Source organism: Congregibacter sp. (assembly GCF_047617445.1).
Lineage (GTDB): Bacteria > Pseudomonadota > Gammaproteobacteria > Pseudomonadales > Halieaceae > Congregibacter.
Window position 1 is genome coordinate 1 of record NZ_JBLGBE010000004.1, and the last position, 13,479, is coordinate 13,479.

Below are 13,479 nucleotides of genomic sequence, written 5' to 3' on the forward strand. Positions count from 1 at the left end.
CAGTCATCGATTGGACCATCCTCGGTATTAAGCTTTATCACAATGCCGTTGCCATTGGCACACGCACTCTCTGGAGCGTTGGGATCATCAGGGCCGTTGCGATCATCAGGATCGTTGGGGTCGGGCACGTAAGGAGGGGGAACAATGATCGTCGCCTGATCAACAATACTTGGAGTCAACAAAGGCCGTGGCTCGGTGCGAACCGCATCTTCAAGCCTTACCGAGTACGCCCGGGACGTTCCCGCCGCGGGACGACACCAAACCCCTGAATCTCCTGGGGTGTAGGTAGTAAAAATAACCCGGCCATTCGCTATCAACGGAGAAGACAGTGCTTTCTCGCCGAGAAGAGCAAAGCCAAAGAACCATCCCTGCGATTCATTGAGCAGCGCCTTCTGCGTTTCAAGCGATGTTCCCGTTTCTGTCGCCAAAGAATTAGCAGTGGCGTCATACAGATCTGAAGTAAGCAGTGTTGTGTACGACGAGGGCGCGGAAAAAACAGCCTGTTGTCGTAAAAGATACATGCGGTTAGTCGCGTAGATTGACAACGGCGAAGCTCGAAATCCGGAGCCGATGGCAATAGCTAACTCCGGTCCATCAGGACCGCGTACGATGGCCACACTAGGCGACGAAAAGAAGCGTCGATTACTGGCTATATCGTTAGCTCCGCCAGCAACTCCCAGATCAGCGATCACACCGCCAGTGACGAGGTTGGCCAAGGTCTCTCCATTTGCTATGTCGAAACGCCAGACTTGGCCTCCCGTATCAGCGCCGAACCACATATCAACAAGACCGTCCTGATTTATGTCTACCGCAGACATCGTACTGGGAAACGAATAGTCCATAGCCGAGTACGACTCTGTCCAGGACTGTGCGCCAGCCTTACCTCCGGACCACAACAAACGACCAGTAACCGCATCCACCATGTACATTCCACGACCAGCGTTATCGGCGGTTCGAATTTGAGCTTCATCTTGCGCCTCATCGTAGCCACCGCTAAACAATAGGACCTCACGAGGCTCGGTGTCGCCACTGAGAATCACTTTCGTTTTGATCGGGCGAGACCAAGTCTGTCCCAACTCACGAAAATCATCGCCATTAGACTGTACGCTGCCCCCCGAAATCTGCCACATCACCTCAGGCGCTGTGCGGTCCGTGACGTCCAACGCATAGTAATTGCGGCCACCGCGGCGCATCCCTGTGAAGATACGGACGAAATCGAGAGCATCGCCAGGATCAATCCCGTCCCGCCCGTTGTCATTTATCCACGGCGTTGGTGTACCGTCGACCCCGTACGGATGTGCTGTGGCCGGTAAATTGAGTCGCAAGTCATTCTGCATTGGCAGTAACGCTTCAGGGATGAACGCAAAGGTTTCTTGTCCATCGCGGGCGTCTACGGCATGAATTCCACCAGAGTTGACCCCAACATAGATCTCGACATCAGGATTTTCCTCGGTGCCGCCGTAAGTGATCGCGATTGGCCGTGAATGCAAGGGATCACCAAACAGGTACCGGTCCTCATTCGTAACGCCATCCTCATCCTCATCATCTACATCTTTGCCGCGAATCCAGTCAATATGGTCTGTAAACTCGGCTGCTGACATCGAGCTGACATCAAACATAGCTTGATTTAGCGTAGCGTTGGTACTGCGTATGGCATTCACACTGTTGGCCAGGTTAGTGCTCGTAGACCCAGACACATAGGTATACACATTCCGCGAATCATAAGCCGGTAAGTTTTCTGCTGCCCCTCCGACATCTACCGCGGCACCATCGGTCGAGGCGCTCCAAAAACTTTGGGCACTTTCAATAAAGAAACCCGTCGATGGATCAATAGCGAGGTTCCCATTGGCATCAACAATATCGCCGCCTTCGTCACTCAAAGTGTACCTCTTAAGATTCCCTCTCCATCGAGGAAACTCATCAGGACGGAACACCGCAAAGTAAACCTGGCTAAGATGACTCAGCTGATTAAACTCATTAACAGCCGCCACCGGAGCGACAAAGGTGGAGTCTGTTTTGAGCACCTCACCGATGATGTCCTTGATCTCCGCGACGAGTTCTGTGGCATTGGACGCATTCTTGTGTATACCGCCACCTGCTGCTGCCACATCTGCGAGCCATTTACTGGAGAAATTAAAACCAATAGTGTGGGTTGTGATGCGCTGACGCCCAGTCAAAGTAGGCCGCATGTCTGTCTCATTCATATATCTAGCCAGATCTTTTACACAATGCTCCCCACTAGAAAGAGCAGTCGTGGTGCCATTTTCATTGAGAGTCGGTTCGTTCAGGCACGCCTGATCATTCATGAACGGGGGGATAAGCGCAGCTGAGTGCGGACGGTTTGCAGCGCCATCAGTAAGCATGATGATGTGGCTCTGTTCCTGACAGAAATCATTAATGGGACTCTTATAAAGCGCTCCGGACCCAACGCCAGTGATACTTTCGTTGCTACAATTACTGCTATCCAGATTCGATTCCGTACATCCTGTGGGTCGATTCAGTGAATACGTACCGGGGACAAGAGCCTCAGTGGATGACACCCGCGCATAACTGAACGGCCCGTTATCAATCCCTGACACACCTCGTGTTGCACCCCACTTCACGGTTTCACCTGTGTAATACCGCGCTGCCTCATAAAGCGTATCTTGCACCGGCGTCCAGCCATTGTGATTAAGCTGCGCAACGAGTTCCTTTATCACCGACCGGGTTCTTCGCGATGTAATACCAGAGCCGTCATCCTCAAAATCAACGACTAATCGAGGTGCTTCGGCGGGGTTGCCATTGAGGCTCTCTGCTTGACGGTCCGTGTTAGTACTTGTATCTATTCGAAACGCCATGGCGTTCCCGGGCGCCCAGCCCGATCGGTTTGTAACGTTATTTTGTATTAGCGTCGCGAGAGGCGGCGTCCTTTTGACATCATTCGTAGCCCACGCCACCGATTCAGACCACGGCACAGTGGTCGATGCGTATGCACGATCTTCTATCGTGCCGTTCGTGCCACTGTAGGTGCTAGCGTTATCGGCTGCCTCTGCACGGATTGTCATATTGGTCGTGCCAGAATCTGCGTCATCTGCCACTAACTCTATGTAAGCATCGTATATGGTCGCATTACGAGGGATGCCCATATCACTAAAACGCAAACCAACAACAGATCCCGCGTAAAAATCGAGGTCTGTACTAGTAGTGGTGGCGCTAGAACCGGTTTCCTCTGCATCATCTGTAGATACACCGATAGTGCGACTTACGGTACGACGAATACACGACGAACCGGGCGAGATAGAGTCGTATTCAAACTTTACTATAAGTCTCGGCGCCAAGGATGCGCTACCTTCAAAGGCCCAGACCGGAAGCTGCCCGGAGGCACCATTAATCACGACAGACACCGCGTTGCCGCCACACCAATCACCGCGGGCTGCTACTTGTTGTACCAATGACGATATATCAGGACTCTGAAAGGTGTCACCCGAGCTATGCGCCATGGTACCGGACCACGCCACGCGATCGGTTGACAAGCTGCGACCGGCAATATCGCCTGCACTCGCAGTGAACGTCGCCGTATTACCACTATTCTCGATACCGATATTCATATCGTAGGCAGACGAAAAATCTCTTTCAGCCGTAAAAGTAATGTAAGCCTCGGTTACAGTGACACCCCTCGGGACATCCACACCATCGAATCTCAAACCCGTTCTAGAAAGTGCTGCGCCGGTGCCTGCGCCAGTCGTGTATTCGACAAATAGCTGGGGGGCCTCGGACGAGCTTCCGTCCCGAGAGAAAAAGACCCTTCGACCATTACCAGTAGCACTAGGTTGGGGTTCAAAAATAAACACAATGTCATCCTCACCACCACCGAGAGGATCCCAAGCGCCATTGCCTACAATTTCTTGCAAAATCGTCGCAACGTTTGGGGTGTCTATGGTTTCATCGGCCGCTACCGTAACGTTGATGTCCCAATCTACAAATGCTGCGGTGTCCGCGCGACTCCCTAGCGAACCTCCAGCACTAAAATCACCAGAATCCACCTGCTCACCAACGATCCGCATCTGCACGGAATTAGAATTACCATCATTGAACCCAGTAAAGCGTAGGTAAGCATTCGTGATGGTAGCGCCGTCAGGAATATCAGATCCTGAAAATCGCACACCAAGCAGTCGATCGTGACGTAAAGCAAGTCGGTCACGTGTAGTAGAAACATTACCATTACGTTCTCTAGCATCATCGTCGCTGGCGCTCACTTGGTCTACAGATGTCGATGTCGCCGCCCCTGCCATCTCTACAATTTCGAGTCTTTCGCCATCTAGAAACACTTGACTACTACCAACCACCTCTTGCGCATCATCTGTTGCCGCCGCAATAGGAGCATCCACAGAAACGATGGACCCGGCCTCAACTTCTTCATCAATGTAGGTAACCGGATACAAAACTGGGCCGCCAGGGTTTGTAAAACGCATCAAACCGACGTTAACGTTGTCCAGCTCGTCAAGTAATTGGTACATCGCGTCTTTTACATTGTCGAGACGATCCTTGCCTGTGCCAGAGACGCTGCCACTCATTGAACCCGAAGTATCAATAATAAAAAGTACATTCGGGCGTGCACTAGCACTATCAATATCTCCAAAGAAGATTTCAGTGTCGTCGCCCCAAACCGGGGACGTACACCACAAGGTCGCGAGACACGCGACCAACGCTTTCTTCAGAGCTTTATTGATACTGTTCATACCCTTTCTCCTGCCCAAGTGCCTAAAGCAACTTCGGTGCAAAACGTTTAATACCTTGAATGTGTTGACTATTGAAGCGGTCATCTACACGGCCCGACTCAGCGCGAATTTCAAAGTGCAGACTCCGCAATCCCGGATTACCAATAACTAAATCATTGCCCAATGTTGCCACCTCATCGATATATCGAACTTCAACTCTTCCCGCGAGATCGGCATCGTCGACAAAGGTAAAGGCTGTGCTGTCAGGCCAGGCTGAATTACTCAAGCCGGCAACAAAAGCATTGATAAGTAAATTCTGATCATTTTTAGATTGGTCAATAATGGATTCGGCTGCCTGAAAACTGACTTCCTTGCCTTGGCGTGCCACCGCCATGCGTGCCTCCAGCGAACTCGTCTCCATCACCTGATAACCCACAATGGTGGTGAGGAGCAGAAGTATCAGCACAACGAGCAGTACTACGCCGTCCTGTCGCCCGTGCCTGGAAGAGTATTTAATCATCGCGGTATTCATAGATCTAAAATTCCGGTGCATTACGCAAAGCCACGGTCGTGCTGAACACGTCGCGCTGTACTGACCCTGATGCGTGCAAACCGCCCTGCCCTATCGCAGAAGCGCCAATGCCCGCCACCTGCTCATCAATCAACACATAAACCCGAGCGTCATCTTCGTTGCGAATAAGATCGAACCCTTGCATTAACAGTGCCACTCGAACTGAGATCGCCCCTTCATAATTGTTGCCGGTGTTGAGCGTAGCGTCACTGGGGTCAACATAGCGAATAGAAGTGCTGAAGCTGACTCTCTGGCCAATTTTGACCTGCATATGCTCCACGCCTTCAATCATTTCTTGAGTTGTACCGTTAACCTCACGATAGAGCGCCCAGACGTCAAAACCATTGCGATCGCGCAATGTGTCGGCGACGTACCAGACCGCCTCTTCATAAAGCAGTACCTGTGACTCTGTGTCATAAGTAGTATTAATGGAGGTCGTGACATTACCGCCGATGCCAAACTCTAAAGTTGTCGCATTGGGTGGTGCGCCTGCATTGCAGGTTTGAGTATTGGTCACCCGAAACAGATGCGCCGTCAAATTACACCCAGTAACCACCACACGGCTACCTTGCTCGATGTCACAATCAGGGTTGTCATCAATAGGTACATTCGTACTCGTGGGCAGCACCAGACCTGTGAGTAGTGGATCATTGGGGTCGTCTTCGTTCATGAGCTCTGTCATGCGAATACTCAGCACATCGCTACCATTGCGTGCGCCTTGCGCTGTTTCTGCAGCCTGAATAGTCCCCGACAAATCAGTCGGTGGTGGGTTCGCCGCCCAGGTCCCGGATCCGTTGCGCTCATAGGCACGAATACCCTCAAGCGTCGAGGTAAAGCCCGCCGAGTTGGGATCCTCAATCATATTGATGATGAACACATCGCCCGTATTACAGCCCAGGTACTGAGCCTGATGGAGGTCTTCGCGCATGAGGTCTAGCGCGAAACGTCCATTTTCCTGCAGTCTTGCTAGTGAGTTTTCGAGTCGAGCAGAGTCCTTATTAGCAAGAAACACGGTCACCACGCCCAGCACCAAAAAGGCACCAATCGCTAGTGCCACCATAAGCTCTATAAGAGACAGGCCCGATTGCCGACCGACGATGGGGATATACTTGCACCTGCTGTTCAGTGAAAACCGCATCACGGTGTTAGCGCCGCTGTTAAATTGACAACCTGCTGTATCCGGGCGCGATCTCCCGCATTATCGTACTGCCTCTCTGTCCAGCTAACCTGCACCGTGTACTCATTACCGTTCGCCGTAATGACCGCCTGGCCATTAGGAATACTCGGACGAAAATTACCCGCACCCACACCAAAGACATCGAAGAAATGCACATTCCATTCCCGAAGGTCCTGGAGCGCTGCCTGCTGCGGTGTGCAGCCATCAGCATCATCACAGGTCTGGTCACCAGGGATAGTGTCGGGATAAACGCCCTCGTAGTTTGCCGCCGCAGTAGGATTTGCACGCATGGCATCAAGAATCTCTGAGCCTATGTAAATCGCCTGGGAGCGGAAGTAGGCGCCCTGATTCGCTTGTAAACTCAACATTTGCATTCCCGCCACACCGAGCAGTCCAATCAGCAGGATCAGCACGCTCACCATCACTTCTATGAGCGTGAACCCGCTTTGCGCCTGCAGACGCCGATAGGAGCTGAGTCTCGTTTTTCGATTAGTTTTGAACTGGTTCATCACGGGCAAGCCACCGAGGTTACGGTGTCATCTTCCAACACGCCGTTCGCATCTGTATCTACGGCTCGGCGCGCCTGCCCAGACACCTCGACAATGAGCGCTCTTGCATCATTCACACCCCGAGCATCACAGATCGTTACTGTCCCACTGATGTTCTGCAACACGCGTCCGGAGTCCTGAAACACGATATTGGCCGGAGAGGGGAAGTTAACAGTACGTACAGTAACGCCCTGCCCGGCAGGCTCACCTATTCTCAACAATTCTTCTGAACCGTTCAGTGAACCGTCAGACTCGGCACCACCACCGCCTGCGCCGTTATCGACGAAGATCAGCCAGCCGGTTTCCCAGTTACTGCCCGAACAAGAGGCCGTGTCGACGGTTGGGCACAAAGCAACAGGCTCCGAACGAATAACCGCTTCCGCCCGGGCAAAACTCAGCGCTGTCGCAATACTATTGACCGCTGTCTGTAAGCGATTGCGCTGCAAGCTTGCCTGAAATGAAGGGCCGCTCAGGGCCAATAAAATGGCCACCAGAATCAGCACCATCATTAATTCGATAAGGGTAAAGCCCGATTGCGCAAGAGCCGGTTTTGAATCGGTTACAGAGAAACGCCGCTTGGCGCGAGGCGCAATCGTTAGGTCAGCAAAGCCAGTTTTATTTCGAGACTCTTTCATATTCGAAGCATAAAAAACCCTGCGGTGAAGTGCAGCAGCGCAGCGACGAACGGTCAAGTTTGACGATAACCGGTATAAATCAATGCCTTAGGCATCAAATATCCTGAGCCATCCTATTTAATCAACAGGATGTAAACGTAACTCCCTGGGCATGCTAAACGTCACATTCTCCGGACGCCCGTCAATCTCCAAGACACTTTTTGCGCCCAAATCCTGGAGGCGCTCAACCACCTCACGGACCAAAATCTCCGGTGCAGACGCACCTGCGGTTACACCCACATTCCGCTTGCCGGTGAGCCAGTCTGGATCTATTTCATCAGCACGATCGAGTAAAAAAGCCTGAGCTCCCATACGCTCCGCGAGCTCCTGTAATCGATTGGAATTCGAACTGCTGGGCGAGCCCACCACAATCACCAGATCGCAGTCTGTGGCCAACTGCTTGACCGCATCCTGACGGTTTTGGGTGGCGTAGCAAATATCGTCTTTACGAGGACCGGTAATGGCGGGGAATCGCACTCGCAGCGCATCGATCACCCTCGCCGTATCATCCACAGAGAGCGTAGTCTGCGTGACGTAAGAGAGCTTGTCTGGGTTTCGCACAGAAAGCTGGTCGACCTGCGCCACTTCTTCCACTAAATAGATATCACCACCCGCGCTATGGTCATACTGACCCATAGTTCCCTCTACCTCAGGGTGACCGGCGTGTCCGATCAACACACACTCACGCCCTTCGGTGCTGTAGCGCGTGACTTCAATATGCACTTTGGTCACTAGTGGACAGGTCGCATCAAAGACTTTCAATCCTCGAGAGTCTGCCTCTTTGCGCACTGCTTGCGACACACCGTGAGCACTAAAAATTACGATGCGGTCATCTGGAACCTCGTGCAGCTCCTCGACAAATATGGCACCTCGAGAGCGCAAGTCCTCTACCACAAAACGATTGTGAACCACTTCGTGACGTACATATATGGGTGCACCAAACACTTCCAGAGCTCGATTGACGATATCGATGGCTCGATCTACACCCGCGCAAAAACCTCGGGGATTGGCTAACTGAATTTGCATTAGTGCAACTCCACCGCTTCCAATCTGTGAATCTGGACATCAAAGAGAATAGTGTGGCCGGCAAGAGGATGATTGAAGTCCACCGTGACCTCCGTTTCGTCAAAGGCTATGACCATGCCCGGCAGCTCCCCGCCAGCGGCGTCCGCAAAGGAGCACACCAGCCCTAGCTCCAGCTCAAACTCATCATCGAATCCCTTTCGAGGCACACGCTGGACGTTGTTCTCATTGGGTTGCCCAAAAGCATCCTCCGGTGGCACCTGAAAAAGCTTCCGCTCTCCGGCTTGCATCCCTGTAAGACGCCGCTCAAATCCCGGCAACAGACTGCCATCTCCAATGGCGAAACTCACGGCCTCACCACCAAAGTTAGAATCCACCTCTGCCCCATCTTCAATAGCCAGAGAAAAATTCAAAAACACCCGGGTACCGTCACCCACGCTTACATTCATATCTTCTCTCGGGGCATCTGACATCAACTCGTCCCATTCTCAGGAGACTGTTCATCCACAAAACTACTGAACAGGCTATCAACAACTATGAGAAACGCGCCTACCGATATCGCCGCATCCGCCACATTAAACGTTGGAAAGTACCAACCACTGTAATGGACACTAACAAAATCGACAACATAACCCAGATGCACTCGATCAACGAGATTACCCAGCGCGCCGCCCAAAACGAGCGCAAGGGCCAACGATAGCTGCCACTGACGTGCATTGAGATCCCTTAGCCAAAATACGATCATTGCACTCACAGCAAGCGCAAGCGTCGCAAAGAACCAGCGTTGCCATCCGCCTGCGTCCGCCAGGAAACTAAACGCAGCGCCTTCATTATGGTGTAGCGTCAAATTGAACCAAGACAGTACTTTTACCGGCACGGAGTACGTCAACTCGGTCGAAGCAAGCCACTTGGTCCCTTGGTCTGCCGCTACGACCACCAAAGCCAGTGCATACCAACGGGCTGCAGTCGCAGACGCCTCAGGCAAAATCACGTTCCTCGCCAGCCCCATCGATATTAGTCACACAACGCCCGCAGAGCGTAGGATGAGCGGCATGCCCACCCACATCCGCGCAGCGATGCCAGCAACGCTCACACTTTTCGTTTTCAGACACCGTCACCCACAGACGCAAACCCTCAATATCTGTTGCGGCCGCCTCATCGGGAGCTGAGGCCAATGCGGCAACTTCCGCTTCTGAGGTAATGAGTACAAAACGAAGTTCGTTTTGAAGGCCGGCAAGACGCTCAGCCAACTGTCCATCACAGTAAAGCGTTACCTGGGCATCCAGAGAACCCCGGAGCTCACCCGCAGCACGTAATACTTCCAGCTGCTTATTGACGGCAGCGCGAACCGCGATCAGTGCATCCCAATATTCCGCATCAAGGTCATCGTTGCGAGAGAGGCGTAAGAGCGGCTCACCCCAGCCGGCCAGCAGGACCGAGTCCTCTCGCTCCCCAGGAAGGTTCTCCCAAATCTCCTCGGCCGTGAAGGACAATACCGGCGCCATCCATCGCGCCATAGCATCGGCAATACGATAGAGGGCTGTTTGCGCAGAGCGTCTGGGCAAGCTGTCTGCCTGCGTCGTGTACTGACGATCTTTAATGATATCCAGATAAAACCCACCCATTTCGCCGGAGCAAAAATTATGGAGTCGGTGACAAACCTGATGGAACTGGTAGGCATCGTAGGCTTTTTTCAAGTCTTCCTGCAGCCGGGCAGCGGAGTCCACCGCCCAACGATCCAGTGGTAATAAGTCCTCATCAGCAACAATGTGCTCTACAGGATCAAAACCTGAGAGGTTGGCCAGCATGAATCTTGCAGTGTTGCGGATACGCCGATAACTATCACCCGTACGCTTGATGATCTCGTCCGAGACCGCAACTTCATTACGGTAGTCTGTGGACGCCAGCCATAGTCGGAGTATGTCGGCACCATGATCGTTCATGGCTTTACGTGCAGGGATGATGTTACCGATGGACTTGGACATCTTGCGGCCATCGCCATCAACGGTAAATCCATGTGTGAGCACCGCTTTGTAGGGTGCCTCACCGTAAGCGCCAATGCCCGTGAGCAAAGACGACTGGAACCAGCCTCGATGCTGATCAGAGCCCTCAAGATACAAATCAGCCGGTGCTCCTAACTCCGTTCGGCGCCGGAGAACACAAGCATGCGTCACACCAGAGTCGAACCATACATCTAAAGTATCAGTCACCTTGTCGTAATACTCGGCATCATCGCCGAGCAGCTCGCTAGGCTCCAAGCCAAACCAAGCCTCAATACCGGACTCCTGTATGCGGCTCGCGGCCGCCTCTATCAACGCCGGTGTATCAGGGTGAAGCTCAGCGGTTTCCTTATGCACGAACAGCGTTATTGGTACGCCCCAGGTACGTTGCCGCGATATACACCAATCGGGTCGATCACTCAGCATTGACTCAATACGAGCACGCCCCCAGTCGGGAATCCACTGCACATCATCGACAGCTTTTTGAGCGGCCTCAAGCAGGCCATTTTCGTGCATGCGTACAAACCACTGCGGCGTAGCGCGGAAAATAAGCGGTGTTTTGTGCCGCCAGCAATGGGGGTAGGAATGGAGATATTCCCTGTGATGAAGCAACACGCCTCGCTCCGCAAGCGCTGCAACAATACTGGCGTTTGCCTTAAACACGTGCTCCCCGCCAAACAATGGCGTGTCCTGAACAAACACCCCATTAGGTCCCACGGGATTCTCGACGGACAGGTCGTAACGTAAACCCACCGCGTAGTCCTCTTGGCCATGCGCGGGGGCCGTATGCACTGCACCAGTACCTGCGTCCACAGTAACGTGCTCGCCGAGAATCACCGGAACCTGACGATCAAGAAATGGATGCTGGAGTAACTGGTGTTCTATATCGCGTCCCTTGCAACGACCAAGCACCTTTGGCTCACCCAGCCCGTAACGTGCAGCGCAAATCTCGGCAAGCTCCTGAGCTACCAGCAGTCGCTGACCATCGCCATCAATAAGTACGTAGTCCAGGTCAGGATGCAGACTCACGGCCTGGTTGGCAGGCAAGGTCCAGGGCGTCGTGGTCCAGATAGGGACTGTAACAGCTGCGTCTCCGTCGGCTCCACAGGCATGATTTATTGCAGCGGAATCCAGCGCAGCGAACGCGACATCAATAGCGGGAGACTGCTTGTCCGCATACTCGACTTCCGCCTCTGCTAGGGCAGATCTGCAGTCGAGACACCAATGCACCGGCTTGAAACCCTTGTGCACATGGCCCCGCTCAACCAATCGACCCAACGTGCGAACGATGTCGGCTTCAAAGGAGAAATCCATGGTCAAGTAGGGATTCTCCCAATCACCAATGATACCCATGCGCACGAAATCTTCACGTTGGTTATCAATCTGCCGCCGAGCGTAGGCACGGCACTTCTCGCGAAACTCGGCAGCGCTGAGCTTAACGCCAGGCTTACCTACTTTCTTTTCTACATTGAGTTCGATAGGTAAACCGTGACAGTCCCACCCCGGGACGAAGGGCGAATCAAAGCCATCCAGCGACTTGTACTTGACGATGATGTCCTTGAGAACCTTATTTACAGCGTGTCCGACGTGTAAATCTCCATTGGCATAGGGAGGCCCATCATGCAAAATGAACTTCGGCCGACCTGCTCTGGCCTCGCGAATACGATGATAGAGCCCCATCTCCTGCCATTGCTTGATCCTCGCCGGCTCGCGCTGGGCGAGATTTGCCTTCATCGGGAACCCCGTTGTCGGCAGGTTCAGGGTGTCTTTGTAATCACTCATGTGCTCTGTCTGTCCTTGACGCTCGATGCGAACCAGCTTCGAGCTCCGTCAACATCTTGATGTATTTGCGCTTTGAGTAAATCCACAGACTCAAAACGTTGTTCGTCACGTAACTTGTGCAGAAACTGTACCCGGAGCCTCTCGCCATACAGTGCATGATCTCCATCGAGGATATGCACCTCGAGGTTTGGACGAGAACCGGCTGACACCGTAGGCCTGACACCCACATTGGCGATCGCCAAGGCATCTCTGAGGCCTGCCCCACTGACCGTCACCGCGAACACACCACTGAGCGGCACACTGGTCAGACGCAGGGCTATATTGGCCGTGGGGGTTCCAATCGTTCTACCGAGCTGCCGACCAAAGATCACCCGCCCCGACATCTCGTAGTCGCGACCTAGACAAGCTCTCGAGGTCGCAAAGTCACCTTGCATCAAAGCATTACGCAGACGCGTACTGCTGATGCGATCGCCCTCGAACTCGATAGTACTGGTAGCTAGCGTGACAAAGCCCTCACGCTCACCGATAGCCTGCATCAGTGAAAAACCGCCCTCACGATCGTGCCCAAAGCGGAAGTCATCGCCTAACACCAGTGAACGCACACCCAGTCCCTGTACAAAAATTCGATCTGCAAACTGTTCTGCCGACATACGCCGTAGATTTTCGTCAAAGCGCAGACACAACAATCTATCGACACCCAAAGCAGCCAAGGCTTCAAACCGCTCGCGAAAGCTCTGCAGGCGCGCAGGCGCGGTATCGGCCGCAAGATACTCCCGCGGCAGTGGCTCGAAGGTCACCACAGTAGTGGGCAGATCATACTTGCGACCCTGCTCCGCCAACTGAGCCACCACAGTCTGATGGCCCAGATGTACACCATCGAAGGCACCGATGGTGGCCACACAGGGTCGGTATTGGGGACGCAGGCTCTTAAGGCCGCGAAGGAGCTCCATGGCGTCGCTGAGGTTCAGAAAATAGACGGCGCAGTATATCGAAGAACGCGCAGACAG

General features: G+C 53.2%; 10 protein-coding genes. All 10 read right to left on the minus strand.

Annotated features, from left to right (window positions below):
- A partial coding sequence (locus ACI9KD_RS02125) for a pilus assembly protein (protein ID WP_414979496.1) occupies nucleotides 1–4,718 on the minus strand: 4,718 nt, incomplete at its 3' end.
- Between the two features lie 22 nt (nucleotides 4,719–4,740).
- Nucleotides 4,741–5,229 (minus strand): PilX N-terminal domain-containing pilus assembly protein, encoded by a 489-nt coding sequence (locus tag ACI9KD_RS02130; protein ID WP_414979497.1) that lies wholly within the window; start codon nucleotides 5,227–5,229, stop codon nucleotides 4,741–4,743.
- Nucleotides 5,230–5,233: 4 nt separating this feature from the next.
- On the minus strand, nucleotides 5,234–6,406 hold the full coding sequence (locus ACI9KD_RS02135; RefSeq protein WP_414979560.1) for a PilW family protein: 1,173 nt from the start codon (nucleotides 6,404–6,406) through the stop codon (nucleotides 5,234–5,236).
- Nucleotides 6,406–6,954, minus strand: a complete 549-nt coding sequence (gene pilV / locus ACI9KD_RS02140) for a type IV pilus modification protein PilV (protein WP_414979498.1) — start codon at nucleotides 6,952–6,954, stop codon at nucleotides 6,406–6,408. The genes ACI9KD_RS02135 and pilV overlap by 1 nt, the downstream gene beginning before the upstream one ends.
- Nucleotides 6,954–7,628, minus strand: coding sequence for a GspH/FimT family pseudopilin (locus ACI9KD_RS02145; protein ID WP_414979499.1), 675 nt, complete (start codon nucleotides 7,626–7,628; stop codon nucleotides 6,954–6,956). Before ACI9KD_RS02145 ends, pilV begins: the two co-directional genes overlap by 1 nt.
- 117 nt (nucleotides 7,629–7,745) lie before the next feature.
- Nucleotides 7,746–8,693 carry a 4-hydroxy-3-methylbut-2-enyl diphosphate reductase gene (gene ispH, locus ACI9KD_RS02150; RefSeq protein WP_414979500.1) on the minus strand — a complete coding sequence of 316 codons (948 nt, stop codon included), beginning with the start codon at nucleotides 8,691–8,693 and terminating at the stop codon, nucleotides 7,746–7,748.
- Nucleotides 8,693–9,163, minus strand: a complete 471-nt coding sequence (locus ACI9KD_RS02155; RefSeq protein ID WP_414979501.1) for an FKBP-type peptidyl-prolyl cis-trans isomerase — start codon at nucleotides 9,161–9,163, stop codon at nucleotides 8,693–8,695. Before ACI9KD_RS02155 ends, ispH begins: the two co-directional genes overlap by 1 nt.
- Complete coding sequence (gene lspA / locus ACI9KD_RS02160) at nucleotides 9,163–9,675, minus strand: signal peptidase II (protein ID WP_414979502.1); 513 nt, start codon at nucleotides 9,673–9,675, stop codon at nucleotides 9,163–9,165. The genes ACI9KD_RS02155 and lspA overlap by 1 nt, the downstream gene beginning before the upstream one ends.
- Nucleotides 9,668–12,472: an isoleucine--tRNA ligase gene (gene ileS / locus ACI9KD_RS02165; protein WP_414979503.1), complete on the minus strand. Its 2,805-nt coding sequence runs from the start codon at nucleotides 12,470–12,472 to the stop codon at nucleotides 9,668–9,670. The genes lspA and ileS overlap by 8 nt, the downstream gene beginning before the upstream one ends.
- Complete coding sequence (ribF, locus tag ACI9KD_RS02170; RefSeq protein ID WP_414979504.1) at nucleotides 12,469–13,422, minus strand: bifunctional riboflavin kinase/FAD synthetase; 954 nt, start codon at nucleotides 13,420–13,422, stop codon at nucleotides 12,469–12,471. The genes ileS and ribF overlap by 4 nt, the downstream gene beginning before the upstream one ends.
- Nucleotides 13,423–13,479 lie beyond the last annotated feature (57 nt).

What these genes read in the sequence shown, in the direction of transcription:
- ribF (WP_414979504.1), bottom strand. Translation starts at nt 13,422, where the DNA reads ATGGAGCTCCTTCGCGGCCTTAAGAGCCTGCGTCCCCAATACCGACCC.
- ispH (WP_414979500.1), bottom strand. Translation starts at nt 8,693, where the DNA reads ATGCAAATTCAGTTAGCCAATCCCCGAGGTTTTTGCGCGGGTGTAGAT.
- ACI9KD_RS02145 (WP_414979499.1), bottom strand. Translation starts at nt 7,628, where the DNA reads ATGAAAGAGTCTCGAAATAAAACTGGCTTTGCTGACCTAACGATTGCG.
- ACI9KD_RS02135 (WP_414979560.1), bottom strand. Translation starts at nt 6,406, where the DNA reads ATGCGGTTTTCACTGAACAGCAGGTGCAAGTATATCCCCATCGTCGGT.
- ACI9KD_RS02155 (WP_414979501.1), bottom strand. Translation starts at nt 9,163, where the DNA reads ATGTCAGATGCCCCGAGAGAAGATATGAATGTAAGCGTGGGTGACGGT.
- ileS (WP_414979503.1), bottom strand. Translation starts at nt 12,472, where the DNA reads ATGAGTGATTACAAAGACACCCTGAACCTGCCGACAACGGGGTTCCCG.
- ACI9KD_RS02130 (WP_414979497.1), bottom strand. Translation starts at nt 5,229, where the DNA reads ATGAATACCGCGATGATTAAATACTCTTCCAGGCACGGGCGACAGGAC.
- pilV (WP_414979498.1), bottom strand. Translation starts at nt 6,954, where the DNA reads ATGAACCAGTTCAAAACTAATCGAAAAACGAGACTCAGCTCCTATCGG.